Origin of the sequence: Klebsiella sp. CTHL.F3a (assembly GCF_019890895.1) — a bacterium.
GTDB classification, from domain to species: Bacteria; Pseudomonadota; Gammaproteobacteria; order Enterobacterales; family Enterobacteriaceae; genus Klebsiella; species Klebsiella grimontii.
Genome location: NZ_CP082360.1, coordinates 5,077,169 through 5,104,043, shown reverse-complemented (window position 1 = coordinate 5,104,043; position 26,875 = coordinate 5,077,169). Strand labels below are relative to the sequence as shown.

23 protein-coding genes are annotated in these 26,875 nt (G+C 55.2%); 15 read left to right on the top strand and 8 right to left on the bottom strand.

Annotation, left to right across the window (positions count from 1 at the left end; translation table 11 throughout):
- Nucleotides 1-239: 239 nt before the first annotated feature.
- From ribF to rihC, 6 genes are all read left to right on the top strand, one after another.
- Nucleotides 240-1,178 (top strand): bifunctional riboflavin kinase/FAD synthetase, encoded by a 939-nt coding sequence (gene ribF / locus K7H21_RS23875; protein ID WP_004128776.1) that lies wholly within the window; start codon nucleotides 240-242, stop codon nucleotides 1,176-1,178.
- Between the two features lie 44 nt (nucleotides 1,179-1,222).
- Nucleotides 1,223-4,039, top strand: a complete 2,817-nt coding sequence (gene ileS, locus K7H21_RS23870) for an isoleucine--tRNA ligase (protein WP_004128777.1) — start codon at nucleotides 1,223-1,225, stop codon at nucleotides 4,037-4,039.
- The gene (lspA, locus tag K7H21_RS23865) at nucleotides 4,039-4,539 is read left to right on the top strand and encodes a signal peptidase II (protein ID WP_004098485.1); all 501 of its coding nucleotides are present in this window, start codon (nucleotides 4,039-4,041) and stop codon (nucleotides 4,537-4,539) included. The genes ileS and lspA overlap by 1 nt, the downstream gene beginning before the upstream one ends.
- 54 nt (nucleotides 4,540-4,593) lie before the next feature.
- Nucleotides 4,594-5,043 carry an FKBP-type peptidyl-prolyl cis-trans isomerase gene (gene fkpB / locus K7H21_RS23860; RefSeq protein WP_004128778.1) on the top strand — a complete coding sequence of 150 codons (450 nt, stop codon included), beginning with the start codon at nucleotides 4,594-4,596 and terminating at the stop codon, nucleotides 5,041-5,043.
- Nucleotide 5,044: 1 nt separating this feature from the next.
- Nucleotides 5,045-5,995 carry a 4-hydroxy-3-methylbut-2-enyl diphosphate reductase gene (gene ispH, locus K7H21_RS23855; protein ID WP_004128779.1) on the top strand — a complete coding sequence of 317 codons (951 nt, stop codon included), beginning with the start codon at nucleotides 5,045-5,047 and terminating at the stop codon, nucleotides 5,993-5,995.
- 65 nt (nucleotides 5,996-6,060) lie between these two features.
- Nucleotides 6,061-6,975, top strand: a complete 915-nt coding sequence (gene rihC, locus K7H21_RS23850; protein WP_004098488.1) for a ribonucleoside hydrolase RihC — start codon at nucleotides 6,061-6,063, stop codon at nucleotides 6,973-6,975.
- A 29-nt stretch (nucleotides 6,976-7,004) separates the two neighbouring features.
- On the opposite strand, the gene K7H21_RS23845 is transcribed toward rihC, so the two are convergent.
- Complete coding sequence (locus tag K7H21_RS23845; RefSeq protein ID WP_004128780.1) at nucleotides 7,005-7,943, bottom strand: LysR family transcriptional regulator; 939 nt, start codon at nucleotides 7,941-7,943, stop codon at nucleotides 7,005-7,007.
- Nucleotides 7,944-8,221: 278 nt separating this feature from the next.
- Here K7H21_RS23845 and K7H21_RS23840 point away from each other — a divergent pair, with 278 nt between their 5' ends.
- From K7H21_RS23840 to K7H21_RS23820, 5 genes are all read left to right on the top strand, one after another.
- Entirely contained in the window at nucleotides 8,222-9,277 is a 1,056-nt protein-coding gene (locus tag K7H21_RS23840) for a 4-oxalomesaconate tautomerase (RefSeq protein ID WP_223035404.1), read from the top strand.
- Between the two features lie 107 nt (nucleotides 9,278-9,384).
- Nucleotides 9,385-10,818, top strand: coding sequence for an anion permease (locus K7H21_RS23835; RefSeq protein ID WP_032742245.1), 1,434 nt, complete (start codon nucleotides 9,385-9,387; stop codon nucleotides 10,816-10,818).
- A gap of 146 nt (nucleotides 10,819-10,964) precedes the next feature.
- Nucleotides 10,965-12,257, top strand: a complete 1,293-nt coding sequence (locus tag K7H21_RS23830) for an SLC13 family permease (RefSeq protein ID WP_370516963.1) — start codon at nucleotides 10,965-10,967, stop codon at nucleotides 12,255-12,257.
- Nucleotides 12,258-12,334: 77 nt separating this feature from the next.
- Nucleotides 12,335-14,626, top strand: coding sequence for a hydratase (locus tag K7H21_RS23825; RefSeq protein WP_004128791.1), 2,292 nt, complete (start codon nucleotides 12,335-12,337; stop codon nucleotides 14,624-14,626).
- A gap of 185 nt (nucleotides 14,627-14,811) precedes the next feature.
- Nucleotides 14,812-15,174 (top strand): DUF805 domain-containing protein, encoded by a 363-nt coding sequence (locus K7H21_RS23820; RefSeq protein WP_004128793.1) that lies wholly within the window; start codon nucleotides 14,812-14,814, stop codon nucleotides 15,172-15,174.
- Here K7H21_RS23820 and K7H21_RS23815 read toward each other — a convergent pair.
- Entirely contained in the window at nucleotides 15,107-16,051 is a 945-nt protein-coding gene (locus K7H21_RS23815) for a LysR family transcriptional regulator (protein ID WP_049123170.1), read from the bottom strand. The two genes, K7H21_RS23820 and K7H21_RS23815, sit on opposite strands and share 68 nt — an antisense overlap.
- Before the next feature lie 92 nt (nucleotides 16,052-16,143).
- Between K7H21_RS23815 and K7H21_RS23810 the strand changes: the two genes are divergently transcribed.
- A complete protein-coding gene (locus K7H21_RS23810) occupies nucleotides 16,144-16,773 on the top strand; it encodes an alanyl-tRNA editing protein (protein ID WP_004128797.1) in 630 nt (209 codons plus the stop codon).
- A gap of 44 nt (nucleotides 16,774-16,817) precedes the next feature.
- Here the strand turns inward: K7H21_RS23810 and citB are convergent, their stop codons facing one another.
- The 6 genes from citB to citS all read right to left on the bottom strand — a co-directional run bounded on the left by citB (nucleotide 16,818) and on the right by citS (nucleotide 24,247).
- Nucleotides 16,818-17,516, bottom strand: coding sequence for a citrate response regulator transcription factor CitB (gene citB / locus K7H21_RS23805; RefSeq protein ID WP_004128800.1), 699 nt, complete (start codon nucleotides 17,514-17,516; stop codon nucleotides 16,818-16,820).
- Complete coding sequence (gene citA, locus K7H21_RS23800; protein ID WP_004128802.1) at nucleotides 17,509-19,137, bottom strand: citrate sensor histidine kinase CitA; 1,629 nt, start codon at nucleotides 19,135-19,137, stop codon at nucleotides 17,509-17,511. Before citA ends, citB begins: the two co-directional genes overlap by 8 nt.
- 255 nt (nucleotides 19,138-19,392) lie before the next feature.
- Nucleotides 19,393-20,694 (bottom strand): oxaloacetate decarboxylase subunit beta, encoded by a 1,302-nt coding sequence (locus K7H21_RS23795; protein WP_004125763.1) that lies wholly within the window; start codon nucleotides 20,692-20,694, stop codon nucleotides 19,393-19,395.
- A 15-nt stretch (nucleotides 20,695-20,709) separates the two neighbouring features.
- A complete protein-coding gene (gene oadA, locus K7H21_RS23790; protein WP_004125768.1) occupies nucleotides 20,710-22,485 on the bottom strand; it encodes a sodium-extruding oxaloacetate decarboxylase subunit alpha in 1,776 nt (591 codons plus the stop codon).
- 15 nt (nucleotides 22,486-22,500) lie between these two features.
- Nucleotides 22,501-22,746, bottom strand: coding sequence for an oxaloacetate decarboxylase subunit gamma (locus tag K7H21_RS23785; protein WP_223035403.1), 246 nt, complete (start codon nucleotides 22,744-22,746; stop codon nucleotides 22,501-22,503).
- Nucleotides 22,747-22,906: 160 nt separating this feature from the next.
- Nucleotides 22,907-24,247 (bottom strand): citrate/sodium symporter CitS, encoded by a 1,341-nt coding sequence (gene citS / locus K7H21_RS23780; RefSeq protein ID WP_004128807.1) that lies wholly within the window; start codon nucleotides 24,245-24,247, stop codon nucleotides 22,907-22,909.
- 403 nt (nucleotides 24,248-24,650) lie between these two features.
- Between citS and citC the strand changes: the two genes are divergently transcribed.
- Genes citC through citE form a run of 3 tightly spaced genes read left to right on the top strand, consistent with a single transcriptional unit; the run spans nucleotide 24,651 to nucleotide 26,868 of the window.
- Nucleotides 24,651-25,679: a [citrate (pro-3S)-lyase] ligase gene (gene citC / locus K7H21_RS23775; protein WP_032742031.1), complete on the top strand. Its 1,029-nt coding sequence runs from the start codon at nucleotides 24,651-24,653 to the stop codon at nucleotides 25,677-25,679.
- A 29-nt stretch (nucleotides 25,680-25,708) separates the two neighbouring features.
- Entirely contained in the window at nucleotides 25,709-26,002 is a 294-nt protein-coding gene (gene citD / locus K7H21_RS23770; protein ID WP_004128811.1) for a citrate lyase acyl carrier protein, read from the top strand.
- On the top strand, nucleotides 25,999-26,868 hold the full coding sequence (gene citE, locus K7H21_RS23765; protein ID WP_004128813.1) for a citrate (pro-3S)-lyase subunit beta: 870 nt from the start codon (nucleotides 25,999-26,001) through the stop codon (nucleotides 26,866-26,868). Before citD ends, citE begins: the two co-directional genes overlap by 4 nt.
- Nucleotides 26,869-26,875 lie beyond the last annotated feature (7 nt).

Genomic DNA, 26,875 nt, shown 5'->3' with positions numbered 1-26,875 from the left:
AAGCGTCGTTCAAACTAACAACGCTTCATTACGTAGTGATGGCGCAAGATTCTACCAGCTTGTTGCTGGCGAATACAGCCTTTCGACCATAAAAATCGACGACGCCGGAGAGATTTTCCCGCAATCTCGCGCTGAGTGAATGAATTACCGGGATCTTTCAGTGAAGAGGTGCAATCGCTGGTTAACGTCGCCAGTTGTACAAGGTATACTCGGACGATTTTCACTGTTTTGAGCCAGACATGAAGCTGATACGCGGCATACATAATCTCAGTCAGGCCCCGCACGGGTGCGTGCTGACCATTGGAAATTTTGACGGCGTGCATCGCGGGCACCAGGCATTATTGCAGCGTTTGCGCGCAGAAGGCCGCCAGCGTGGCTTACCGGTGGTGGTGATGATTTTTGAACCGCAGCCGCTTGAGCTTTTTGCCGCCGATAAAGCGCCGGCGCGATTAACGCGCCTGCGTGAGAAGCTGAACTATCTGGCCGAAAGCGGCGTCGATTACGTCCTGTGCGTGCGCTTCGATCGGCGCTTTGCCGCATTGACCGCCCAGGACTTTATCAGCGAACTGCTGGTCCGCCAACTGGGTGTCCAGTTCCTCGCCGTTGGCGATGATTTCCGCTTTGGCGCGGGTCGCCAGGGGGATTTTTTGTTATTACAAAAAGCCGGCGTGGAGTATGGCTTTGACGTCACCAGCACCCAAACCTTCTGTGAAGGCGGTGTGCGCATCAGCAGCACGGCGGTGCGCCAGGCGCTGGCTGACGACGATCTGCCCCTCGCGGAGACGCTGCTGGGGCATCCGTTTACCATCTCCGGGCGCGTAGTGCACGGCGATGAGCTCGGGCGCACAATAGGCTTCCCGACGGCGAATTTACCGCTGCGCCGTCAGGTTTCCCCGGTAAAAGGGGTCTATGCGGTAGAAGTGACAGGGCTTGGCGACAAACCGTTTATGGGGGTCGCCAACATTGGTACTCGTCCAACGGTATCCGGCGTGCGTCAGCAGCTGGAAGTTCATCTCCTGGATGTTGTAATGGACCTCTACGGTCGCCATATAGATGTAATACTGCGTAAAAAAATACGTAACGAGCAGCGATTTGCGTCGCTTGATGAACTAAAAACGCAAATCGCACGTGATGAGTTAACGGCCCGCGACTTCTTTGGGCTAACCGGACAGGCATAACCCTGACGGTGTTTATCAAACCGAAATACGGAACCGAGAATCTGATGAGTGACTATAAATCGACCCTGAATTTGCCGGAAACAGGGTTCCCGATGCGCGGCGACCTCGCCAAGCGTGAACCGGGAATGCTGGCGCGTTGGACCGATGATGACCTGTACGGCATCATTCGTGCAGCCAAAAAAGGCAAAAAAACCTTCATTCTGCATGATGGCCCTCCTTATGCGAATGGCAGCATTCATATTGGTCACTCGGTTAACAAGATTCTGAAAGACATTATCGTTAAGTCCAAAGGGCTGGCGGGCTATGACTCTCCGTACGTACCGGGCTGGGACTGTCATGGTCTGCCGATCGAGCTGAAAGTGGAGCAGGAGTACGGCAAGCCGGGCGAGAAATTCACCGCTGCCGAGTTCCGCGCCAAGTGCCGCGAATACGCCGCCACCCAGGTTGATGGACAGCGTAAAGACTTTATCCGTCTGGGCGTGCTCGGCGACTGGTCGCACCCGTACCTGACCATGGATTTCAAAACCGAAGCCAACATCATCCGCGCGCTGGGTAAAATCATCGGCAACGGCCACCTGCACAAAGGCGCTAAGCCGGTGCACTGGTGTGTAGACTGCCGCTCAGCGCTGGCGGAAGCGGAAGTTGAGTATTACGACAAAACCTCCCCGTCCATCGACGTGGCGTTCCACGCGACCGATAAAGCGGCGGTGCTGGCAAAATTCGGTGTGGCGGACGTCAACGGCCCGGTTTCTCTGGTTATCTGGACCACCACCCCGTGGACCCTGCCGGCGAACCGCGCCATCTCCCTCTCCCCGGCGTTTGACTATGCGCTGGTGCAGGTTGACGGTCAGGCGCTGATCCTGGCGAAAGACCTGGTCGAAAGCGTGATGAAGCGCGCCGGCATTGCTGATTACACCATCCTGGCGGTGGTGAACGGTGCCGAGCTGGAGCTGATGCGCTTTAAGCATCCGTTCCTCGATTTCGACGTCCCGGCGATCCTGGGCGATCACGTCACGCTGGACGCGGGTACCGGTGCGGTACATACCGCGCCAGGCCACGGCCCGGATGACTATGTCATCGGTCAAAAATATGGTCTGGAAGTCGCTAACCCGGTTGGCCCGGACGGCGCCTATCTGCCGGGAACTTACCCGACGCTGGACGGCGTAAACGTCTTCAAAGCCAACGAGGTTGTCGTTGCGCTGTTGTCAGAAAAAGGCGCGCTGCTGCACGTTGAAAAAATGCAGCACAGCTACCCGTGCTGCTGGCGCCACAAAACGCCAATCATCTTCCGCGCCACGCCGCAGTGGTTCGTGAGCATGGATCAAAAAGGCCTGCGCGCGCAGTCGCTTTCCGAAATCAAAGGCGTGCAGTGGATCCCGGACTGGGGCCAGGCGCGTATCGAATCGATGGTCGCCAACCGTCCTGACTGGTGTATCTCCCGTCAGCGCACCTGGGGCGTACCGATGTCGCTGTTCGTGCATAAAGAGACGCAAGAGCTGCACCCGCGTACGCTGGAGCTGATGGAAGAAGTCGCTAAACGCGTAGAAGTCGACGGCATTCAGGCGTGGTGGGATCTCGATTCCCGCGATATCCTCGGCGCCGACGCGGATAGCTACGAGAAGGTGCCGGATACGCTGGACGTGTGGTTTGACTCCGGGTCGACCCACTCCTCCGTTGTTGACGTGCGTCCGGAATTTACCGGTCACGCCGCCGATATGTATCTGGAAGGTTCCGACCAGCACCGCGGCTGGTTCATGTCATCCCTGATGATCTCTACCGCGATGAAGGGCAAAGCGCCTTATCGCCAGGTACTGACCCACGGCTTTACCGTTGATGGTCAGGGCCGCAAGATGTCCAAATCCATCGGCAACACCGTTTCTCCGCAGGACGTGATGAACAAGCTGGGGGCGGATATTCTGCGCCTGTGGGTGGCTTCCACCGACTACACCGGCGAGATGGCCGTCTCCGACGAGATCCTCAAACGCGCCGCCGACAGCTATCGTCGTATCCGTAACACCGCGCGCTTCCTGCTGGCGAACCTCAACGGCTTCGACCCGGCAAAAGACATGGTGAAACCGGAAGAGATGGTCGTGCTGGACCGCTGGGCCGTAGGCTGTGCGCAAGCAGCGCAGGACGATATCGTCAAAGCCTACGAATCTTACGATTTCCACGAAGTGGTGCAGCGCCTGATGCGCTTCTGCTCCATCGAAATGGGTTCGTTCTGGCTCGATATCATTAAAGATCGCCAGTACACCACCAAGGCGGACAGCATCGCGCGTCGTAGCTGCCAGACCGCGCTGTACCATATTGCCGAAGCGCTGGTGCGCTGGATGGCGCCGATCATGTCTTTTACCGCTGACGAAATCTGGGGTTACCTGCCGGGCGACCGCGAGAAATACGTCTTTACCGGCGAATGGTATACCGGCCTGTTTGGCCTGGACGCGGACGAAGCGATGAACGACGGCTTCTGGGACGCGCTGCTGAAGGTGCGTGGCGAAGTCAATAAGGTCATTGAGCAGGCGCGTACGGATAAGCAGGTTGGCGGCTCACTGGAGGCGGCTGTGACGCTCTACGCCGATGCCGATCTGGCGGCGAAGCTGAACGCGCTGGGCGATGAATTACGATTTGTCCTGTTGACCTCAGGGGCGAAAGTTGCCGATTATGCGCAGGCTCCGGCCGACGCCTGGCAGAGTGAGCTGCTGAAAGGCCTGAAAGTCGTGCTGAGCAAAGCCGAAGGTGACAAGTGCCCGCGCTGCTGGCATTACACCACGGATATCGGCAAGGTGGCGGAACACGCGGATATCTGCGGACGCTGTGTCAGCAACATCGCCGGTGACGGCGAAAAACGTAAGTTTGCCTGATGAGTAAACCGATTTGTTCAACGGGGCTACGCTGGCTGTGGGTCGTCGTAGCCGTGCTGATTATCGATTTAGGCAGTAAATTCCTGATCCTCCAGAACTTTGCTCTGGGGGATACGGTATCGCTGTTCCCATCGCTTAATCTGCACTATGCGCGCAACTATGGCGCGGCTTTTAGCTTCCTTGCCGACAGCGGCGGCTGGCAGCGCTGGTTCTTCGCCGGTATCGCTATCGGTATCTGCGTGATCCTCGCGGTGCTGATGTATCGTTCTAAGGCGACGCAGAAGCTGAATAACATTGCCTATGCGCTGATTATTGGCGGCGCGCTGGGGAATTTATTCGACAGGCTGTGGCATGGTTTTGTCGTCGATATGATCGATTTCTACGTCGGGAACTGGCACTTCGCCACCTTCAACCTCGCCGATACCGCTATCTGTATCGGCGCGGCGCTGATCGTGCTGGAAGGCTTCTTACCGAACGCGGCAGCGAAGAAACAGGCGTAACAAAACTCGCCCGGCGGCGCCACCGCCGCCGGGTAAAACAAGTGAGCAACCTGCATGTCTAAATCAGTACAGAGCAACAGTGCGGTGCTGGTGCACTTCACCTTAAAGCTCGACGACGGCTCCACCGCAGAGTCAACCCGCAATAACGGTAAACCCGCGCTCTTTCGCCTGGGCGATACCTCGCTTTCTGAAGGCCTGGAACAGCATCTGCTGGGGCTGAAAGAAGGGGATAAAACCACCTTTTCGCTGGAGCCGGACGCTGCATTTGGCGTACCGAGCCCGGACCTGATCCAATACTTCTCGCGCCGGGAATTTATCGACGCGGGCGAGCCGGAAGTCGGCGCGATTATGCTCTTTACCGCAATGGATGGCAGCGAAATGCCCGGCGTGATCCGCGAAGTGAACGGCGATTCGATCACCGTTGATTTCAACCACCCGCTGGCTGGGCGTACCGTTCATTTTGATGTTGACGTGCTGGAGATCGATCCGGCGCTGGAGGGGTAAGATGCAGATTCTGTTGGCTAACCCGCGCGGCTTCTGCGCAGGCGTTGACCGCGCTATCAGCATTGTTGAAAACGCGCTGACGCTATACGGCGCGCCGATCTACGTGCGTCATGAAGTCGTGCACAACCGTTATGTTGTCGACAGCCTGCGTCAACGCGGTGCGATTTTTATCGAGCAGATTAGCGAAGTGCCGGACGGCGCAATCCTGATCTTCTCCGCCCACGGCGTCTCTCAGGCCGTTCGCAACGAGGCGAAAAGCCGCGATCTGACGGTGTTTGACGCCACCTGTCCTCTGGTCACCAAAGTGCATATGGAAGTCGCCCGCGCCAGCCGTCGCGGCGAAGAATCCATTTTGATTGGCCACGCTGGTCACCCGGAAGTCGAAGGCACCATGGGCCAGTACAGCAACCCGCTGGGGGGAATGTACCTGGTGGAATCGCCGGACGATGTCTGGACGCTGGACGTGAAAAACGACGCTAAACTGTCGTTTATGACCCAGACGACGCTCTCCGTCGACGATACCTCCGACGTGATTGACGCTCTGCGCGAGCGTTTCCCGAAAATCGTCGGGCCGCGTAAAGATGATATCTGCTACGCCACGACTAACCGTCAGGAAGCCGTCCGCGCGCTGGCCGGGCAGGCCGATGTGGTGCTGGTGGTGGGGTCGAAGAACTCCTCGAACTCTAACCGCCTTGCCGAGCTGGCCCAGCGGATGGGAAAAGCGGCCTATCTGATTGACGACGCGACCGATATCCAGGAAGCCTGGGTGAAAGAAGCGGGCTGCGTCGGCGTGACCGCGGGCGCATCGGCGCCGGATATCCTGGTACAGAATGTGATTTCGCGTTTGCAGGAGCTGGGCGGTGGCGATGCGGTGCCGCTGGAAGGCCGCGAAGAGAACATTGTTTTCGAGGTGCCGAAAGAGCTGCGCGTAGATGTCCGTGAAGTAGAGTAAGTTCTTTTCAGCTGCAGTATGAGAAGATGCCAGACTTAACGTCTGGCATTTTTTATGGAGAAACGATGCGCTTACCTATCATTCTGGATACCGATCCCGGCATTGATGATGCCGCGGCGATTGCCGCCGCGCTATTCGCCCCCGAGCTTGATCTGCAGCTGATGACCACGGTAGCGGGCAACGTGTCGGTGGAGAAAACGACCCGCAACGCCCTTCAGCTTCTGCATTTCTGGAACGCCGATGTTCCCCTGGCCCAGGGCGCGTCGATGCCGCTGGTTCGCCCTCTGCGCGACGCCGCCTCGGTGCACGGCGAGTCCGGGATGGAAGGCTACGATTTCGTTGAACATCACCGCCAGCCGCTGGCGAAACCGGCGTTTCAGGCGATCCGCGACGCGCTGATGCACGCCCCGGAGCCGATGACCCTGGTGGCGATCGGCCCGCTAACCAATATTGCGCTACTGCTGACCCAGTACCCAGAATGCCGCTTTAATATCCGTCGCCTGGTGATCATGGGCGGCTCCGCCGGGCGCGGCAATTTTACGCCGAACGCGGAATTTAACATCGCCATCGACCCGGAAGCGGCGGCTAAAGTGTTCAACAGCGGGTTGGATATCGTCATGTGCGGGCTGGACGTCACTAATCAGGCGATGCTGGCGCCGGATTATCTCGCCACTCTGCCGACGTTGAATCAGACCGGGAAAATGCTGCACGCGCTGTTTAGCCACTACCGTAGCGGCAGCATGAGCAGCGGTCTGCGTATGCACGACCTGTGCGCGATTGCGTGGCTGGTTCGCCCGCAGCTTTTTACCCTTGCACCGTGCTTCGTGGCGGTAGAAACCCAGGGTACATGGACTTCAGGCACCACGGTGGTGGATATCGAAGGTAAACTTGGCCAACCGGCAAATGCGCAGGTGGCGCTGGGGCTGGATGTCGAAGGATTTCAGCGCTGGGCGGCCGAGGTGATTGCGTTGGCGCCCTAGCCCGGTAATAAAGCGGCCGGGCATGGTGCTCAGGTGTTTTGAATGGGGTCGACGACGTTGCGCCATAACGTGCCCGCTTCATCGGTCCACATCAGCAGTAGTAGCGACGCTAATCGTTCTGCCGCCGCGGAAAGGGGCCGGTTCTTTACGCGGATCATACCAAGCGTGCGCCGGATCACCGGCTCGACAAGCGGAACGCTCACGACGGTGCTGTTGCCGCTATGGGGCATCGCCAGACAGGGGAGCGCTGAGACGCCCAGCCCGGCTTCGACAAGACCGAGCGAGGTCGACAAGTGTCGGACTTCATAAAACCAATCCAGTCGCCAGGGCTTATCCGCCAGGCATTTCTCGATTAACTGTCTGTTGCCGCTTGATTTCCTGACGCCGATTAAGGTTTGGCTCACCAGTTCACGCCACTCGACTAATTGTCTCCCCGCCAGCGGATGGTCTTGCCGACACGCCAGAACGAAGGGTTCATTCACCAGAGGGATAAAATCGATGTCTGGATATGTGATGAAGTTCATATTTATTCCAAAATCAACATCGCCTTTGCGTACTGAGTTCATGCACGTTTCTATACCTTGTTCATAAATTCGTACTTTGATGTTGGGATAGCTTTGATTAAATTGCACGATAGCACGCGGTAAAAAGTAAAATACGGCGGTCGGAATGCAAGATAGCGTCACCGTATCATGTATTTGAGACGTTAAATCGTTGAGGTTAAATATTGCCGCATCAAGGCTGGCAATCAACGCTTTGGCCTTTGGGAGAAGCATTTTTCCGGCCTGAGTAAGCGCAATTTTTCGCGTGGTTCGTTCGAACAGCGCAATGTTCAGATTACCCTCTATTTTTTTTATTTTTTTGGTCAGCGCGGGTTGCGTGAGATTGAGCTGCTCGGCTGCTTTACTAAATGAGCCAAGCTCCGCAACCGTGACAAAGGCTTTCATACCGGATAGTTCATTTTTCATTATTGCTCCGTAGGGTTTAATAAGCGTTTCTCTAAGTAGATGACAAGTCATTATTAAGCGGGAGTATTTTTTAATTAATGCTCAGCAGGAATAACTCTTATGGCAAAATTTTATCAACCGGTGAAATTCTTGCAAGTAGAATGAATTTGTAAAATGCCTGAGGTGATTGTTTTGGCCGTTAATTAAGTAAATAAAAATCTTAAAAAACATAAAACCAATTAAATTCACGAAGCCGTTTTACACCATTCTTCTATTTCTTAGCGAATAAGGAACATGCTATGAAGAGCATTCCCTGTGTATTAATGCGTGGCGGGACATCGAAAGGTGCCTTTTTATTAGCAGATGATTTACCCAAGGATATTCAGCAACGTGATGACTGCTTATTAGCGATCATGGGCTCGGGTCATGAGCTGGAAATTGACGGCATTGGCGGAGGGAGCCCACAAACCAGTAAGGTGGCGATTATCAGTCACTCGCTTAGCGAAGAAGCGGATATCGATTATCTGTTTGTTCAGGTCATCGTCAATGAACGGCGGGTGGATACGACGCCAAACTGCGGCAATATGCTGTGTGCGGTAGGCGGCTTTGCGATTGAGCATGGGTTAGTTGAGGCGGCGTCTCCGGTTACGCGAGTGCGTATAAGAAACGTGAACACCAATACTTTTATTGATGCTGACGTTCAAACACCTGAAGGAAAGGTTATCTATGAAGGGGATAGCCAAATCGATGGCGTTCCGGGCCGCGCTGCGCCGGTGGCATTGACTTTTTTGAATGCGGCGGGGGCAAAATCCGGACGCCTTTTTCCGACAGGTAATCGCATGGACGTATTCGATAATGTGCGAGTGACCTGTATTGATATGGCGATGCCCATGGTGGTGATCCCGGCTCAGAGTCTGGGCAAAACCGGATATGAATCTGCAAGTGAATTAGATCGGGATAGCGCGTTATTAAAATCGCTTGAATCTATTCGTATCCAGGCTGGCAAGGCGATGGGGTTTGGGGATGTAACTAATATGGTTATCCCTAAACCGGTTCTGATTTCTCCTGCGCTAAGTGGCGGAAGTATAAACGTACGCTATTTTATGCCGCATAATTGCCATAAATCGCTGGCGATTACCGGTGCTATCGGTCTGGCAAGCGCATGTATTATTCCGGAAACCATTGCTAATGAACTGACGAATCTATCAGGCGACGGAATCATTAAAGTCGAACATCCCAGCGGCGGTATTGAAGTCGACTTAAGTCAGACTGCTGAACGCCCAGAAAATATCCGCGCATCGGTTATTCGCACCGCGCGGAAGATCCTTTCAGGAACGGTTTACATTCCCGAATAAATACCCACTCTCTTAGTATCTATAAAAATACCCGGAATCGGGGAGGGGAGTGATGTGAATACGTTTCACCAGCATCCTTAAATATTGATTACAGGGAAAGAATGGAAATGCAAAAGAATAAATTATGGAAGCTGCTTGTTATAATAGCAATACCGTTACTCATCAGTTTATTCCCAGCGCCAGAAGGGTTATCAAAACTTGCCTGGGTATTATCCGGTATCTATCTGGCAGCGATCGTCGGGTTAGTCATTAAACCCTTTGCTGAGCCCGTGGTCCTCCTGATCGCGGTAGCCGCATCAATGGTGGTCGTGGGAAATTTAGGCGACGGTTCGATAAAAGCGGCCAGCGTGTTAAGCGGATATTCATCAGGTACCACCTGGTTGGTGTTTTCTGCATTTACTCTGAGCGCGGCATTTGTCATTACCGGATTGGGTAAAAGAATTGCGTATATTCTGATCGGCAAAATTGGTAGTACGACGTTGGGCCTGGGCTATGTTACCGCTTTTCTTGACCTGATTCTGGCGCCCGCCACGCCGTCGAATACGGCCCGTGCCGGCGGCATCGTCTTACCCATAATCAATAGTGTCGCCGTCGCCTTAGGGTCAGAGCCGGAGAGGAGCGCGAAGCGCGTGGGCCATTACCTCATGCTGAACATCTATATGGTCACTAAAACGACCAGCTACATGTTCTTCACCGCTATGGCCGGGAATATCCTTGCGCTGAAAATGATCGAAGATATTTGCCACATAAAATTGAGCTGGGGAGGATGGGCGCTGGCCGCTGGACTACCTGGCATCATTATGTTGCTGCTGACGCCGCTGATTACCTACAAGCTATATCCGCCAGAATTAAAGCGAGTTGATAATAAAAAGATCGCTCAGACAGGCATAGACGCTTTGGGGCCCATGACGGTGCGGGAAAAGATGCTGTCTTGCCTCTTTGTTCTTGCGCTCGGCGGTTGGGTATTCAGCAGCGCCCTGGGGGTCAATGAGTCTACTGTTGCAATCTGTGTAATGGCGCTGATGCTGGTATTGAAAATCGTGACCTGGGATGACGTGATTAAGAATAAGGGGGGGTGGAATACGCTCATATGGTACGGTGGTATTATTGGTTTAAGTTCCCTGCTCTCTAAAGTTGGCTTTTTCTTATGGCTGGCTGAATTATTAAAAAATAATATTTCATTTAACGGTCATGGTAATGTTGCTTTCATCGTTATTGTTGCCTTAAGCATTTTAGTTCGTTACTTCTTTGCGTCGGGTAGCGCTTATATTGTCGCCATGGTACCGGTCTTTGCCATGCTGGCGAATGTTTCTGGCGCGCCGGTCATGCTAACCGCGCTGGCCTTACTCTTCAGCAACTCTTATGGTGGCATGGTAACCCACTACGGCGGGGCTGCAGGGCCAGTTATTTTTGGCGTTGGCTATAATGATATTAAATCATGGTGGATTATCGGTGGAATATTAGCGTTACTTACTTTCCTCCTGCAAATCACGCTAGGGGTATGGTGGTGGGAAATATTAATCGCCTGGAAGGTAATTTAAACTATTCTTGAGAAAATGATGGATTACCTGGGCATCGCAGGATGCCCATGGGCAAGATTTATTATTCAGAGCGGCATGGAGCTTTTCTGTTGTTTTATTTGAGCGTTTAAGTGTGGGTGAAGTTACCTGATTTTAAATATGATTATATGGCCTTTGATAAGGTGAGGTGTGATATATTTATGTCTCCAGTTACGATTACATTGTCGCTATTGGTTTTTTCTGTAGTAATGTTTGTGTGGGAAAAAATCCCTTTGGCTGTAACGGCCATGATTGTTTGTATTACCTTGGTTGTTACCGGCGTTTTTGATGTGCAAACGGCATTTTCCGGTTTTATTAATCAAAATGTCATTTTGTTTGTGGCAATGTTTGTGGTTGGCGGAGCCTTATTTGAAACCGGCGTAACGGATAAGATTGGCGGTATTGTGACGCGTTATGCGCGGAGCGAAAAGCAGCTCATTGTCATCATTATGTTAGTCTGTGGGATCCTTTCCGGAGTATTGTCCAATACCGGCACGGCGGCGGTTTTAATTCCTGTGGTGATAGGCGCAGCGATAAAATCAGGGTACGCCCGCTCTCGACTGCTTATGCCACTGGCGTGTGCCTCTGCGTTGGGCGGAAATCTTTCGCTGATCGGTTCACCCGGCAACCTGATCGCGCAATCGGCGCTGGAACAGGTTGGCCAAAGTTTTAGCTTTTTTGAATATGCTAAGTTAGGTATTCCCATGTTAGCCTGCGGTATTCTCTATTTTGTGACTATCGGCTACCGGATATTACCCGACAAAAATACGCTCCAGAAGCACGGCGTTGAAAGCATCAGGACGGTCGATTGCCCGACGTACAAGCAGGTGATTGCGCTGGCGGTATTGATCGCGACGGTATTGGGCATGATCTTCGAAAAGAGCATTGGTATACCGATTGCGATTATTGGTTCGATTGGTGCTTTATCGTTGGTTATTACCCGGGTGATTACTGAAAAACAGGCCTACCAGGCCATCGACTCGCAAACGATTTTCCTGTTCGGCGGCACTCTGGCACTAGCAAAGGCGCTGGAAACCACCGGTGCTGGGGCGATCATGGCGCGCTCAATAATAGATTTGCTCGGGGACCAGGCCTCGCCTTTCTTACTTTTAAGCGCCGTATTAATCATCTCCTGTATTTTAACCAATTTTATGTCGAATACGGCAACGGCGGCTTTATTAATGCCGATTGGCCTGTCTATTGCCCATTCGATGGGCGCCGATCCTCGGGCGGTGTTAATGGCGATTGTTATCGGCTGTTCATGCGCTTATGCGACGCCAGTGGGAACGCCTGCCAATATGATGATTTTTTCCGCCGGCGGATATAAGTTTGTCGACTATGTAAAAGTTGGCTTGCCGCTTATGTTGATATCGGTAATTGTGAGCTTTATCTTGCTGCCCATTTTCTTTCCATTTTATTAATTGCGGTCAGCGATTTTTTAAAATAAGTAGGGCTAATCGTTCAGGCGTGATTTTTTCTACATCTAAGGATATATGTCATGATTAAATTATATGACCATGGAGTCTATATCTCGCATCAGCATGGTATTATTTGTGCTGATAATCACTCAGCCGCGGTAGAGGAGAAGGAGGAGGCGCGCAAGAGAACGATCTCGTGGTCGATTCTCTCCGCACATAATACGTCAGGGAATGATCGTAAGTTAAAAATTAAGTTTGATTCGATGGCTTCCCACGATATTACTTTTGTGGGCATCATCCAGACCGCTAAGGCATCAGGAATGGAGCGTTTTCCATTACCATATGTTTTAACGAATTGTCATAACTCGCTTTGCGCAGTCGGCGGCACGATCAATAGCGATGACCATATATTTGGTTTGTCATCAGCGCAAAAATATGGCGGCATTTATGTCCCGCCCCATATTTCCGTTATTCATCAATATATGCGTGAGATGATGGCCGGCGGCGGGAAAATGATACTGGGCTCAGACAGCCATACCCGGTATGGCGCGCTGGGAACGATGGCGGTTGGCGAGGGGGGCGGAGAGTTAGTTAAACAGCTGCTGGGTGAGACCTGGGATATTGATTATCCAGAGGTGGTTGCGGTGTATCTGACGGGTAAACCTTCGCCCGGCGTTGGCCCTCAGGATATTGCCCTGGCGATAATTGGCGCGGTGTTCGAGCGCGGTTACGTGAAAAATAAAATTATGGAATTTGTTGGCCCGGGCGTGGCGACGATGTCTACCGACTTCAGAAATAGCGTGGATGTGATGACAACAGAGACCACGTGTCTATCGTCTATCTGGCAAACCGATGAAGAGACCAAACACTACTTACGTATTCATGGCAGGGAGCAGGACTATTGTCCGCTCTCAGCGAAAGAGATGGCATACTATGATGGCTGCATAGAGGTGGACTTAAGTAGTATCAAGCCGATGATCGCCTTGCCCTTTCATCCCGCCAACGTCTACGAAATTGATACGCTTAATGACAATTTGCAGGATATTTTGCATGAGGTCGAAACGGCGGCCGATAAAATTTCCCAAGGACGCGCAGCGCTCACCCTGCGGGATAAAATCGAAAATGGTAAGCTGCGGATTCAGCAAGGGATCATCGCCGGTTGCGCCGGCGGAAACTATGTTAACGTGGTCGAAGCGGCGCATGCCTTAAAAAACCACTCCTGTGGTGACAACGCTTTCTCTCTGTCGATATATCCCTCCTCCCAACCGGTATTGATGGACCTGACTAAAAAAGGCATGACCAGCGCGCTGTTGAGCGCCGGCGCGATTATGCGCACCGCATTTTGTGGACCCTGTTTTGGCGCAGGCGATACGCCCATGCATAACGGATTAAGCATTCGCCACACGACGCGTAATTTTCCAAACCGGGAAGGATCAAAACCGGGGAATGGGCAAATGTCGGCTGTCGCGCTGATGGATGCCCGCTCCATTGCGGCGACGGCAGCCAATGGGGGCGTGCTGACATCGGCTTGCGAACTCGATTGCTGGGAAAACATTCCGCAGTATGAATTTGATGCTTCGCCTTATAAAAATCGCGTTTATCAAGGCTTTATTAAGGGGGCGACGCAACAATCGCTGATTTATGGTCCGAATATTAAAGACTGGCCGGAGATGAGTGCGCTAACGGAAAATATTCTGTTAAACGTGACCTCAAAGATAATGGATCCGGTGACCACCACCGATGAACTAATTCCATCCGGAGAAACCTCATCATTCCGCTCCAATCCTTTAGGGCTGGCCGAGTTTACCCTTTCACGACGCGATCCGGGCTACGTTGGCCGCAGTAAGAAGATTGCCGCTCTGGAAACACTGCGGATGACAGGCGACAACCCTTGCCGTCTGGAGCCGGAGCTTGAGGCGGTTTTTTCTCGGATCCGGCAACTGCCGGGACAGGAAAATGTCACCCTCGAGCAGACGGAGATAGGCAGTATGGTGTATGCGGTTAAACCCGGCGATGGCTCCGCGCGCGAGCAGGCTGCCAGCTGCCAGCGAGTCCTTGGCGGCCTGGCGAATATTGCCCAGCAGTATGCGACCAAGCGCTATCGTTCAAACGTTATCAACTGGGGGATGCTGCCGCTGCAGATGGAGGCGCTGCCGGAGTTTGAAGTGGGCGACTTTATCTATATCCCGGGAATCAAGTCAGCTTTGGAAAGCGATCTGAGCCAGATTACCGCCTTCGTGATTAGCCCTCAGCATCCCGTCAAAGAGATCTCGCTTTATATGGAGGGATTAACCGCATCAGAGCGGGAGATTATTAAAGCGGGGAGCTTAATTAATTATAATAAATTACACTTAACAACCCACCAACATTAAATGATATTCATCGTCAAGATGAATGAGCGGGGATGATATATCATCCCCGTTTTATTTATAGTCGAGATAAAATAACTCACGTTCAAAATTCTTGCTGCTTTACGCTATCGCACGATGGGTTATTCTGGCGTAATCTCTCCGGTACGCAGCCAATACTGGATTGGGCTATGAACAGGGAGAGAAAAATGACGAATGGACAAGCGTATTTTAACGGATGGAAACAGGGCCTCGATTTTAGCGGAGTGGCCAGCAGGCAGGAGTTTTGGTCTTTTTTGCTCATCAACCTGTTGATTCTTGCCTTGCCGCTGGCGACCTGGTTTTTGGCGGTGCAGCATAACTCTGAGTACGGCGTGTTCATTTTTTTCGCTGTGCCGCTCAGCGGTATTCTGTTACTGCTGATGATTGTCCCGCTGCTGGCCGTTGGCTGCCGCAGGATGCACGATATCGGTCGTTCAGGATGGTGGTTCGCCCTGTGCCTTATTATTCCATGGTTTTTGATCGTCGCACTATGGCTGTGCTGCCTGAAGCCGGCTGCATCTTCTCGCTAAGATAATCAATCATCGCCCGCATTCTGGCGGGCATATGCTTATTGCCCGACCACAGTAGCCACAGCTGGCCGGAATAGCTGCTGATAAACTCCCACTCCGGTAAAACCTGCACAATCTCGCCGCGCGCCAGCGCCTCACGGGCGGTAAACAGCGGCAGGCTACCGATCCCCAGATTCTGCTTCACGGCATCGAGGCGTACGGCGGTGTGGTTGGCGGCGTAGCGGCCGTGGGTCTGGATCGTCTCCGTTTTCCCCCCTCGGCGGAACTTCCAGCGCGCATCGGCGGGCGTTTCGCCAAGGCTGATACAGCTATGATCGCGCAGGTCCTGCGGCGTTCGCGGCTTTCCATATTGCTCCAGGTAGCCGGGCGTCGCGCAGATGACGTGGCTGATGGTCATCAAAGGCTTACCGTGTAGCCCCGGTGAGGGAGTAGGGGTGATACGCAGCGCCAGGTCAATACCGTCATCAATAAAATCGAGAACCCGATCCTCGAGCCGCAGACAGACGTCGACCTGTGGATAGCGGGTAAAAAATTCCAGCATGAGCGGGTGAATGGCAAACCGGCCCACGGCTTTCGGCACGCTTAGCGTGAGCTTGCCCTGCGCCACCGCCTGGGTACTGCTGGCGGAATCGATAGCCAGACGCGCCGACTCCAGCATCTCCAGCGCATGTTCATACACCGTCTTACCGGGCTCGCTGAGGCGTAGCTTGCGCGTTGTACGGTGCAGCAGCTTGCAGCCCATCTCCTGTTCAAGGCGCGAAACGCTGCGGCTGATAGCTGAAGGCGTCGCGCCCGCCTGGCGCGCGACGGCGGAAAAGCTGCCCTGTTCGACAATCTGCACAAAGAGGGCGAGGTCGGGCAGTAGGCTCAGATTCATTCGTGCTTCCAGAGCAAAATTGCATTGATGTCAGGCGGGATTATCGCCACCAGTAATATCAATATACTGTCCTGACAGAGAGGAGGACAACCATGACTGAACGCCTTTATTACACCAGCGACGCCACTGAATGCCTGGCGCGAGTCGTCAACTGCCTGAGCGAAGCCGATGGCCGCTATGCCATTGAGTTGGACCGCACGCTGTTTCACCCGCAGGGTGGCGGGCAGCCGGCGGATCGCGGCTGGATTGCCGATCTGGCGGTCGAAGGCGTGGTTTCGCGCGGCGATAGCGTAGCGCATATCGTTTCACAGCCGCTGCCGCCAGGCGAGGTCACGATCCGTATCGATGCCGAAAGCCGGCGGCTTCACGCGCGCCTGCACTCCGCCGGGCACGTGCTTGCCCAGGCCGGCGAGCAGTCAGGCTGGCAGCCGATGAAAGGACATCACTGGCCGGGAGAAAGCCGTATCATTTTTGCCGTGGGGGCTAACGGTGGGCTGCCCGAAGCCAGCGCACTGCTGGAAAAAGTCGCCGCCTGGCAGGCAGAAAATTTACCGCTTCAGGTCGCTTTTGCCGATGGCCTGCGCCAGGTTGGGTTCGGCGATATGCAGAGCTATCCTTGCGGCGGTACGCACGTTGCCAGCCTGTCCGAGCTGGGGAAAATCGTCATTAACCAGGTGAAGATGAAAAAAGGCCAAATTATTGTCAGCTACACCGTGGAATAAGCGCATGAAAGGAGATGCGCGATGAACAGGGCATCTCCTGGGACTTAAATATGCGCAGGATGTTTACCGTGATAAATCCGCTCCGGTCTGCCGACTTTGCCATAGCTGATTTCAGCTTCAAGAAAATCGTTTTTAACCCCCTGCTCAAGGTATCGGCGGGCGGTGGTTTTACTGCTGCCGAGAATACGGGCGAGCGTGTCTGCGGTATGGACCGTTTCCGGGTCGGCGAAAAGCTGTAATACCCGGTTAAAGGTGCTCTCATCAATACCGCGCAGCGGAGAGCCTGCGGCTTCCGTATGCTCTTTTGCCTGGATGTTGAACAGGGCGTCAACATGGGTTTGGCTTGCCTGTTCGCTCGAGCGCAGAGAGCTGCGATAGCGGGCAAAACGCTCAAGGGTATGCTGTAATCGCTGATAATGAACCGGTTTAATCAGGTAATCAAAAACGCCCATCCGCAGGGCTTCGCTGATGGTATCCATATGGTTATCGGCAGTGATGAAAATGATGCGCCCTTGATAATGCGTGTTGACGGCGTGGCGGATCAAATCGAGCCCTTTACCATCGGGCAAGAAGTTATCCAGCAGAGTGAGCTGGGGCTGATAGAGGCGAAGCAGCTTTTTCGCGCTTTCCAGTTTATCGGCAATACCAATGACTTCGAACTGGGGAAATTGCTTGATCGTATCCACCAGGATTTCCGCCAGCATAGGTTCGTCTTCAACGATGAGAGTTGTAATGCTATCCATGATGTTCATCTCTGGTCAGGGGGATATAAAGGGTAAAAATGGTGCCAAAAGGAATGTTGTTATCGACGACGATATTACCGCCGGCCTGCTCAACGTAACTGCGAACCAGCCAGAGTCCAATGCCGTGATCGCCGCTGCCGCTGCTGGTGACGCCGCGTTCAAAAATACGATCGCGCAGCGATTCGTCAATTCCACAGCCCTGGTCGGCGATCTCGACAATCGCTTCGTCGCCCTCGCTGTTGATCAGGCATTCGATCTGCCTTGAACCTGTCGGCTGGCGCAAGGTGGCGTTGTAGGCATTGTCCAGCAAATTACCGACGATCGAGATCCACTCATTATGCGAAAGCGACGAGGGTAAGCTCTCAACGTGGCAGGCGGGATCGAATACCAGCTCTATTCCGAGCTCTTTGGCGCGGTAATACTTGCCGATCAGCAGCCCGGCAAGGTGATTCACTTTAAAATTACGGGCAATAAAATCGAGCACCTTCTGGTGGCTTTCAGATTGCTGCTGAATAAGATCCAGCGCGTTGTCATAGCGTTTTAAAAACAGCAGCCCGGCTATGGTGGAGATCAGATTGCGATGCTCGTGCTGCACGGCCCGCAGATTATCCGCGTACTGCTGAACCTGGCTGAGCTGCAGGCTCAGGGTGTTGATATCGTCTTTACTGCGAAAGCTAATGACCCAGCCCTGAGGCTCGCTATTGAGCGTGACGGCCATGCGGCTGGCGATCACTTTAATCTGGTTAAAGGTGACGATTTCGTCTTTTTTATTGGTCTGCGGCGCGTCATAGAAGAATGTCTCCTGAGAGATCACGCTGCTGATGCTTTTGCCAATCAGAATGGTTTCCGGCTGGCTCAGGTTTAATAGCCTCCTTGCGGTTTGATTGATGGCGGTAATTCGGTAGTGGGAGTCAATAGCTATCAGCCCCTCAAAGACCGATTCAAACAGGACGCTCTGCTGGATAAGCAGCTGTGAGAGCTGCTGGGGTTCCATATTCAGCATCTGTTTTTTAATGTGGAGCGAGAAGCGCCGGGCGCAGTAGAGCAGCAGAAGCAGCATGATCGCCATCGGGATCATCAGCGATCCGATTTGCAGACTCAGCCAGTTTTCTAACTGTTCGATGGTGTAGCCCACCGATACAATACCGATCACCTTCCCGGTGCTGTCCTGGATCGGCGACTTGCCGCGTAGTGAAGAACCGAGCGATCCTTTACGCACCGACACGTAGCTTTTAGCGTTATATAGCGCCTCGTCGCTGTCTCCGCCTTCCATCGATTTACCGATCTCCTCTGGATTCACGTGATACAGGCGCCGGCCTTTCGCGTCGCCGACGGTGATATAGGTAGCGTCGGAAAACGAACGCATCGGGTCGATAAGTGCTTTAATGCGCGGTAGATCATGTTTCTCCACCGCGTCAACCAGTTCGGGCATAGCGGAGATCTGCATCGCCTGAATCAGCGCGCGCTGTCCGACCTGGTAATGCAGGCGCTCCTCGGTAATGCTGGTGAGATACCATGACATCGCCAGCATCACGATTGTCGAGGTAAACAGGATCAACAGGAAGATGCGGTTCTGAAACGAACGTCGGGCAAACCAGTGCGTGATTTTTCGGGCAAACATTGGGCGAATTGATATCAAAAGGTTATTTTCTCTTTTTTAGCGGCCGACGGCGCGGAATTGGCCCACAAATTTACTGATTTCAGAACACGTTTAGTCGGAATACGACGTTTTACGTACCTCCGGTTTGGGCTTTGGCGCCGCCTGGGATATTTCCCGGAGGCGGCGCGTAGCGCCTGTCCGGGCTCTCTATCCGCAGACGGCGGTGCATTTGTAGCCCGGATAAGGCGTCAGCCATAATCCGGGAAAGGTAACGGTTTACATCGCCAGCACGTACTTGAGCATCACCCCGGCGGCAATCGCCGAGCCAATCACTCCCGCCACGTTCGGGCCCATCGCGTGCATCAGCAGGAAGTTCTGCGCATCCGACTCCAGCCCCACTTTGTTCGACACCCGCGCCGCCATCGGTACCGCCGACACGCCCGCCGAGCCAATCAGCGGGTTGATTTTGTGCTTACTGCACAGGTTCAGCAGCTTCGCCATCAGCACGCCCGCCGCCGTCCCCACGCAGAACGCAATCACCCCCAGCACCAGTATCCCCAGCGTCTGCGGCTGCAGGAACTTGTCCGCCACCAGCTTCGCCCCTACCGATAACCCGAGGAATATCGTCACGATATTTATCAGCCCGTTCTGCACCGTGTCGCTCAGGCGCTCCACCACCCCGCTCTCGCGCATCAGGTTGCCGAAGCAGAACATCCCCAGCAGCGGCGCCGCGTCCGGCAGCAGCAGCGCCACCAGCAGCAGCAGTACCGCCGGGAACAGAATCTTCTCCCGCTTACTCACTGTGCGCAGCTGCACCATGCGGATTTTCCGCTCCTTCTCGCTGGTCAGCGCCTTCATAATCGGCGGCTGGATTAACGGCACCAGCGCCATATACGAGTACGCCGCCACCGCGATGGCGCCCAGCAGCTCCGGCGCCAGTTTCCCGGAGAGGTAAATCGCCGTCGGCCCGTCCGCGCCGCCGATGATGCCGATGGCCGCCGCCTGCGGCAGGGTGAAGCTGATAATCCCGAAGTAGTTCAGCGTCAGCGCCCCGAGCACCGTGGCGAAGATGCCGAACTGTGCCGCCGCCCCCAGCAGCAGGGTCCTCGGGTTGGCCAGCAGCGGGCCGAAGTCGGTCATCGCCCCGACGCCCATAAATATCACCAGCGGGGCGATGCCCGAGCCGATGGCGACCTTATAAAAAATCGCCAGCACCCCGGCGGAGTAGCCCATATCCACGGCGAGGTCTTCCATCTGCCCCTGCACCGACGGCAGCGCCAGGGCCAGTGCCTCCTTGATGGCATGAACGTCCGGCGTACAGTTAAGCTTCGCCGCAATCACCGCCAGCTGCCCGGCGTCGTGATGGGCCAGCAGGCTCTCCAGGGCGGTCAGCGCCAGCCCGGCCTCGGGAATATTCGACAGCAGCCCGCCGAAGCCAATCGGCAGCAGCAGCAGCGGCTCGAACTTCTTCGCGATGGCCAGCCACAGCAGCAGCAGGCTCACCAGCAGCATGACGGCCTGGCCGCCGCCGAGGTGCATCAGCCCCATGCCCTGAATCAGGGCGTTCAGACTTTCCATTTCCGTTCCTCTTCCTTACGCCAGGGCCAGCAGGGTGTCGCCCACCGCGACCGCGTCCCCGGATTTCACCGCGATACCGCGCACGGTCCCGGCCTGCGCGGCGCGGATTTCGGTTTCCATCTTCATGGCCTCCAGAATCAGCAGTACGTCGCCCTCGGCCACGCTCTGGCCCTCGGTGGCCAGCACCTTCCAGATAGTGCCCGCCAGCGGCGCGGTCACCGGCGTACCGGCGCCTGCCGGGGCGGCAGCCTGAGCCGGGGCGGAAGGCGCCGCCGGAGCGGCCGCTGTCAGCGGGCTGATATCGCCGCCGTCGCTGACCTTCACCACAAAGGCTTTCCCTTCCACTTCCACGGTGTAGACGCCGGAAGCGGCGGCTTTCACCGGAGCGGCGGCAGGTTTTGCCTCTTCCGCCTGTGGCAGCGGCTCAAAGGCCGCCGGGTTATGGCGGTTCTCAAGGAACTTCAGGCCGACCTGCGGGAACAGCGCCACGGTGAGCACGTCGTCGATGGCGTTCTCCGCAAGCGTGATGCCCTTCTCCTGCGCCTGGCGCTTCACGTCGGCTTCCAGCTCCGCCAGCTCCGGCTTCAGCAGGTCCGCCGGGCGGCAGGTGATGGCTTCGGCGCCGTCCAGCACGCGGGCCTGTAATGCCGCGTTGACCGGCACCGGGGTGTGGCCGTACTCGCCCTTCAGAATGCCGGCGGTCTCCTTCGCAATGGTTTTGTAGCGCTCCCCGGTGAGGACGTTAAGCACCGCCTGGGTGCCGACAATCTGCGAGGTGGGGGTGACCAGCGGGATAAAGCCGAGGTCTTCGCGCACGCGGGGGATTTCCGCCAGCACCTCATCCAGACGGTGGGCGGCGTTCTGCTGCTTCAGCTGGCCTTCGAGGTTGGTGAGCATGCCGCCCGGCACCTGGGCCACGAGGATACGGCTGTCGGTGCCCTTCAGCTGGCCTTCGAAGGCGTGGTATTTTCTGCGCACTTCGCGGAAGTACGCGGCGATGCTCTCCAGCTTCAGGATATCCAGCCCGGTGTCATGTTCCGTTCCGGCCAGCGTCGCCACCAGCGCCTCGGTGGCCGGGTGGCCGTAGGTGGCGCTCATGGACGAGATGGCGGTATCGACGCCGTCGACGCCGGCCTCGATGGCCTTCAGCAGGGCCATCTCCGCCATCCCGGTGGTGGCATGACAGTGCAGGTGCAGCTTCACGTCATAACGTTTTTTGATTTCACTCACCAGCTCAAAGGCGGCCATCGGGGTGAGAATGCCCGACATGTCTTTAATCGCAATGGAATCGACGCCGGTTTCCAGCAGCTGTTCGGTCAGGTCGAGCCAGGTCTGCAGGGTGTGAGCCGGACTGGTGGTGTAGGAGAGCGTGCCCTGGGCGTGCGCGCCGTGGCTGCGCACCGCCTGCAGGGCGGCCTGCATATTGCGCGGGTCGTTCATGGCGTCGAAGACGCGGAACACGTCCATGCCGTTTTTGACGGCGCGCTCAACGAAGCGCTGCACCACGTCATCGGCGTAGTGGCGGTAGCCGAGCAGATTCTGGCCGCGGAGCAGCATCTGCAGCGGGGTCTTCGGCATGGCCTTTTTCAGTTCGCGCAGGCGGACCCAGGGGTCTTCGCCGAGGAAGCGGATGCAGGCGTCGAAGGTGGCGCCGCCCCAGCATTCGAGGGAGCCGTAGCCCACGTCGTCGAGCCGCGCGGCGACGGGGAGCATATCGTCGAGGCGCAGGCGGGTGGCAAAAAGGGACTGGTGGGCGTCGCGCAGGACGACATCGGTAATGGCAACGGTCATGGATTCCTCCGTGAATTAAGGGTTAAGGCGGCGATGGTGGTGAATAGCGGCGACAATTACCGGCTTTAAGCGGGCGAAGTCGTCAGCGGGCGCGGCGGCAGGTGTGGCCTTCAGCGCGGGAGCCGGTTCCGGGAAGAAGCGGTTGACGGCGGCGGACATGCTGCGGATGGCGAAAATCAGCAGGAACAGAAACGCCAGCACAAAGCCCATGCCGAGGCACATCAGGGTGAAGCCTTCACCCAGCAGAACTGCATCACTCATGAAAAGATCCAAAAGTAAGGGCACGATGGCGTGCCTGAAGGCTAACCAACCGGTGCTTCCGGCTAAGGAGTAGGGTGGATTTCCCGAAGCCGCCCCCGGCTCTGGACCCTAAATAGCACCGCTGTGGTTGACGCTCAAACATCGCCATCGTGCGTGTTGGTTACATCATCATGCCGAACACGATGCTGGCAATGACCAGCACAATACCGCCGCCCAGACGGGAGGAGATTTGCGCATAAGAGATAAGATTCATACGGTTACAGGCAGAGAGTACTTCCAGGTCGCCCGAGCCGCCGCGGTTAGCCATGCACAGACCGGCGGTGATCGCGGATTCAATCGGGAAGAAGCCAATCATCCAGCCGCCGATGGCCGCGCCGATGACCGCGCCCACGACGATCACCGCCGCGATGATGACGTTCGCAAAGGTAATCGCGTCGATAATTTCCTGCAGGTCGGTGTAGCACACGCCGACGCCGACCATCAGTACCCACAGCAGTTGCTTAGAGAAGAAGTCAGACAGGCGTTTAGCGCCAGCTTTAATCTCAGGCGAGCAGAGGCCGGAAGCGTTCAGCGCCGCGACGATCAGCACCATCCAGGCGAAATAGTGGATAGATACGCCGCCAATGCTTGGCAGAATTTTCTTGGCGATAACGTAGGCCAGCAGGAAGCAGGTTGTGGCGAGCACCAGGCCGACGGCCGTTTCGCGATGGGTAATCTGGCCCGCTTTTTCATCATCTTCTACTTTGAAAGAGGCCTTGCGCACCAGCTCGCCTTCGCCGCTCAGCCAGGTGTGCTTTTTACCGATAATATCGAGCAGCGCGGCAAACACGATGGCAAAGATGTTGGCGATGGTCAGGATAGCAATCGCGGTGGAGTAGTACTCTTCACGCGAACGGCCGGTGACGGAGTGATAAATTTCAGATAGCGGCACCGCGCCCGCGCCGTTGCCGCCACCCATAATCGGCAGGACGTACAGCATCATAATGCGGTCGATGGAGATACCGAAGCACAAGCCGATGAGAATCCCGAAGATGGATGCGCCGAGGATCCCCATTAAAATGGTCGGAATATAACCCAGCAGAGATTTCAGCAGCAGCTTACGGTTAACCGAGAGGATTGCACCAGTAATCAATACTGCGATGAATAAGTTCAGAAAGTTACTTTTATCCATCACATTAGTGATTGCATCAATTTCTTTCTGGGTGAAAATGCCTGCATAAACGAAATAGGCGGCCACGAGGAAGATCATCACCGGCGCGCCGCCGATATATTTATTGAAGATCGGCAGGCGTTTGCCAATTTCTCCAAAAACGGCGCCAATAATAAACATGATGGCGAAGCCGCCGACAATGTCGGTCGGCAGGGCATTATAAAAGTGTGAAAGTAGTAAAGTGATTAACGCAAAGGCGTAAAGCGGTAGCGGCATGCCGAAGATTTTAAACCCCAGAATATCGCTAACGCCTTTTTTCTCTGCAGATGGAGCCTGGCTCATATTAGTCATATGACGTCACCCTGTTAAAAAAAGGAATATACACATCATCCTTCAAGCTGCCTCTTTGTTGGCAGCCTTCACTCACCCCAGTCACTTACTATGCGTAAGCTCCTGGGATTCATTCAGTTACCGCCTCGATGCAACTTGAATGATTTTGTGTATTAATGCCGTTAGAAAAAGCAATAATAGGACGGCGGCATAATAATAAATGTACCTCAGGATGATATGTGATTATCTTCACTTATTGGCCGTGTTTTTAATTAATTTAATTGTTTTTATTCTTCTGAATTAATTAACAACATAAAAACCATAAAGCCAATTAAGGTTCGGGGAAAAGTGTGATTTAAATAAAAGAACCGCTATGCGAACGATGGCGAAATACAGCTCGTTTTGGTTAATGAAGCGCAGAAAAATGAATCTGATATTAAAACGCGTCGCGTTGCAAAAAGATCCCCGGCGGCGAGAGGCGATTGACCTCTTTCTTCACCAGCATCAGCTTTCGCTGGAGGTGGACTGCGAAATCGTGATTGTTGCCGAATACCAGCGGCGGATTGTCGGCTGCGGCGCGATTGCCGGCTGCGTGCTCAAATGTATTGCCGTCGATCCTTCGCTCCAGGGGGAGGGGCTCAGTCTGAAGCTGCTGACTGAATTGATGACCCAGGCGTATGAACTGGGCCGTAGCGAGCTGTTTTTGTTCACCAAACCCTACAATGCGGCGCTATTTTCCTGTGCCGGATTCTGGCCTATCGCCCGCGCGGGGGATCAGGCTGTATTAATGGAGAATAGCCGCGAGCGTCTGTCGCGCTATTGCCGCCAGCTGACGATGTATCGCCAGCCCGGGGAGAAAATCGGCGCCATCGTGATGAACGCCAATCCCTTTACCCTGGGGCATCGTTGGCTGGTGGAGCAAGCCGCTCGCCAGTGTGACTGGCTGCACCTGTTCGTGGTGAAGGAAGATGCTTCGTTTTTCAGCTATCGCGATCGCGTGGCGCTGATTGAACAGGGGATCGCCGGGATCGCCAATGTGACCCTGCATCCCGGATCGGCCTACCTGATCTCCCGGGCCACGTTTCCGGGCTACTTCCTTAAAGATCAGGGCGTGGTTGACGATTGTCACTGTCAGATCGATCTACAACTCTTCCGTGAACGTTTAGCCCCGGCGCTGGGCGTAACCCACCGCTTTGTCGGCAGCGAACCGCTGTGCGAATTAACCCGCCAGTACAACCTGCGTATGCGCCAACTGCTGGAAGCGCCCGGCGACGCGCCGGCCATTCAGGTGGTTGAGCTGGCGCGGGTTGAGAAAGAGGGCGGGCCGATTTCCGCCTCTCGGGTGCGCAGGCTATATCAGCAGCGCCAGTGGTCGGCGATTGCGCCGCTGGTACCGCCGGGAACTCTCTCTTTTCTAATGCATCTGGCGGAAAGCGAACATCAAACCGCCTGATTTACCTCCATAACTAAGGATCAGCTTCTATGGAAATGAAGATTGACGCCCTGGCCGGCACGCTGGAATCCAGCGATGTGATGGTCAGGATCGGGCCGGCTAATGAGCCAGGCATTCAGCTTGAGATCGACAGCATTGTGAAGCAGCAGTTTGGCGCGGCGATTGAACGGGTGGTCAGAGAGACGCTGACGCAGCTTGGCGTTACCCGGGCGAACGTCGTCGTCGATGATAAAGGCGCGCTCGAATGCGTGCTGAAGGCTCGCGTTCAGGCCGCGGCGCTGCGCGCGGCGCAACAATCTCAACCGCAATGGAGCCAGATATGAAACCTCGTCGCAGTATGCTGTTTATCCCCGGCGCCAACGCCGCGATGTTAAGCACCTCGTTTGTGTACGGCGCTGACGCGGTGATGTTTGACCTCGAAGATGCCGTCTCGCTCCGTGAAAAAGATACCGCCCGCCTGCTGGTGCATCACGCGCTACAGCATCCGCTCTATCGGGATGTGGAAACCGTGGTGCGTATTAACCCGCTCAATACGCCGTTTGGTCTCGCCGATCTTGAAGCGGTAGTGCGCGCGGGCGTGGACATGGTGCGCCTGCCGAAAACCGACAGCAAAGAAGATATCCACGAACTGGAAGCGCACGTCGAGCGGATTGAACGCGAGTGCGGACGGGAAGTAGGGAGCACTAAGCTAATGGCGGCGATTGAGTCGGCGCTGGGCGTGGTGAACGCCGTTGAGATTGCTCGCGCCAGCCCGCGCCTGTCGGCGATCGCGCTGGCGGCTTTCGATTACGTCATGGATATGGGCACCTGCCGCGGCGACGGCACCGAGCTGTTTTACGCCCGCTGCGCGGTGCTGCACGCGGCGCGAGTCGCCGGGATCGCGGCTTACGACGTGGTGTGGTCGGATATTAACAATGAAGAGGGGTTCCTCGCGGAAGCGAACCTGGCGAAAAATCTTGGCTTTAACGGCAAATCGCTGGTCAACCCGCGCCAGATCGAACTGCTGCATCAGGTCTATGCCCCAACGCTGAAAGACGTTGAGCATGCGCGGGACGTTATCGCGGCGGCGGAAGAGGCGGAACAGCGCGGTCTGGGCGTGGTATCGCTGAACGGTAAGATGATAGATGGACCGATTATCGACCATGCGCGCAAAGTCGTGGCGCTGTCGGCTTCCGGCATTCGTGATTAAGGAGCAA

Excerpts from the sequence above, each read along its gene's own strand:
- ribF (WP_004128776.1), top strand. The coding sequence starts at position 240 with ATGAAGCTGATACGCGGCATACATAATCTCAGTCAGGCCCCGCACGGG.
- ileS (WP_004128777.1), top strand. The coding sequence starts at position 1,223 with ATGAGTGACTATAAATCGACCCTGAATTTGCCGGAAACAGGGTTCCCG.
- lspA (WP_004098485.1), top strand. The coding sequence starts at position 4,039 with ATGAGTAAACCGATTTGTTCAACGGGGCTACGCTGGCTGTGGGTCGTC.
- fkpB (WP_004128778.1), top strand. The coding sequence starts at position 4,594 with ATGTCTAAATCAGTACAGAGCAACAGTGCGGTGCTGGTGCACTTCACC.
- ispH (WP_004128779.1), top strand. The coding sequence starts at position 5,045 with ATGCAGATTCTGTTGGCTAACCCGCGCGGCTTCTGCGCAGGCGTTGAC.
- rihC (WP_004098488.1), top strand. The coding sequence starts at position 6,061 with ATGCGCTTACCTATCATTCTGGATACCGATCCCGGCATTGATGATGCC.
- K7H21_RS23845 (WP_004128780.1), bottom strand. The coding sequence starts at position 7,943 with ATGAAAAATGAACTATCCGGTATGAAAGCCTTTGTCACGGTTGCGGAG.
- K7H21_RS23840 (WP_223035404.1), top strand. The coding sequence starts at position 8,222 with ATGAAGAGCATTCCCTGTGTATTAATGCGTGGCGGGACATCGAAAGGT.
- K7H21_RS23835 (WP_032742245.1), top strand. The coding sequence starts at position 9,385 with ATGCAAAAGAATAAATTATGGAAGCTGCTTGTTATAATAGCAATACCG.
- K7H21_RS23830 (WP_370516963.1), top strand. The coding sequence starts at position 10,965 with ATGGCCTTTGATAAGGTGAGGTGTGATATATTTATGTCTCCAGTTACG.
- K7H21_RS23825 (WP_004128791.1), top strand. The coding sequence starts at position 12,335 with ATGATTAAATTATATGACCATGGAGTCTATATCTCGCATCAGCATGGT.
- K7H21_RS23820 (WP_004128793.1), top strand. The coding sequence starts at position 14,812 with ATGACGAATGGACAAGCGTATTTTAACGGATGGAAACAGGGCCTCGAT.
- K7H21_RS23815 (WP_049123170.1), bottom strand. The coding sequence starts at position 16,051 with ATGAATCTGAGCCTACTGCCCGACCTCGCCCTCTTTGTGCAGATTGTC.
- K7H21_RS23810 (WP_004128797.1), top strand. The coding sequence starts at position 16,144 with ATGACTGAACGCCTTTATTACACCAGCGACGCCACTGAATGCCTGGCG.
- citB (WP_004128800.1), bottom strand. The coding sequence starts at position 17,516 with ATGGATAGCATTACAACTCTCATCGTTGAAGACGAACCTATGCTGGCG.
- citA (WP_004128802.1), bottom strand. The coding sequence starts at position 19,137 with ATGTTTGCCCGAAAAATCACGCACTGGTTTGCCCGACGTTCGTTTCAG.
- K7H21_RS23795 (WP_004125763.1), bottom strand. The coding sequence starts at position 20,694 with ATGGAAAGTCTGAACGCCCTGATTCAGGGCATGGGGCTGATGCACCTC.
- oadA (WP_004125768.1), bottom strand. The coding sequence starts at position 22,485 with ATGACCGTTGCCATTACCGATGTCGTCCTGCGCGACGCCCACCAGTCC.
- K7H21_RS23785 (WP_223035403.1), bottom strand. The coding sequence starts at position 22,746 with ATGAGTGATGCAGTTCTGCTGGGTGAAGGCTTCACCCTGATGTGCCTC.
- citS (WP_004128807.1), bottom strand. The coding sequence starts at position 24,247 with ATGACTAATATGAGCCAGGCTCCATCTGCAGAGAAAAAAGGCGTTAGC.
- citC (WP_032742031.1), top strand. The coding sequence starts at position 24,651 with ATGAATCTGATATTAAAACGCGTCGCGTTGCAAAAAGATCCCCGGCGG.
- citD (WP_004128811.1), top strand. The coding sequence starts at position 25,709 with ATGGAAATGAAGATTGACGCCCTGGCCGGCACGCTGGAATCCAGCGAT.
- citE (WP_004128813.1), top strand. The coding sequence starts at position 25,999 with ATGAAACCTCGTCGCAGTATGCTGTTTATCCCCGGCGCCAACGCCGCG.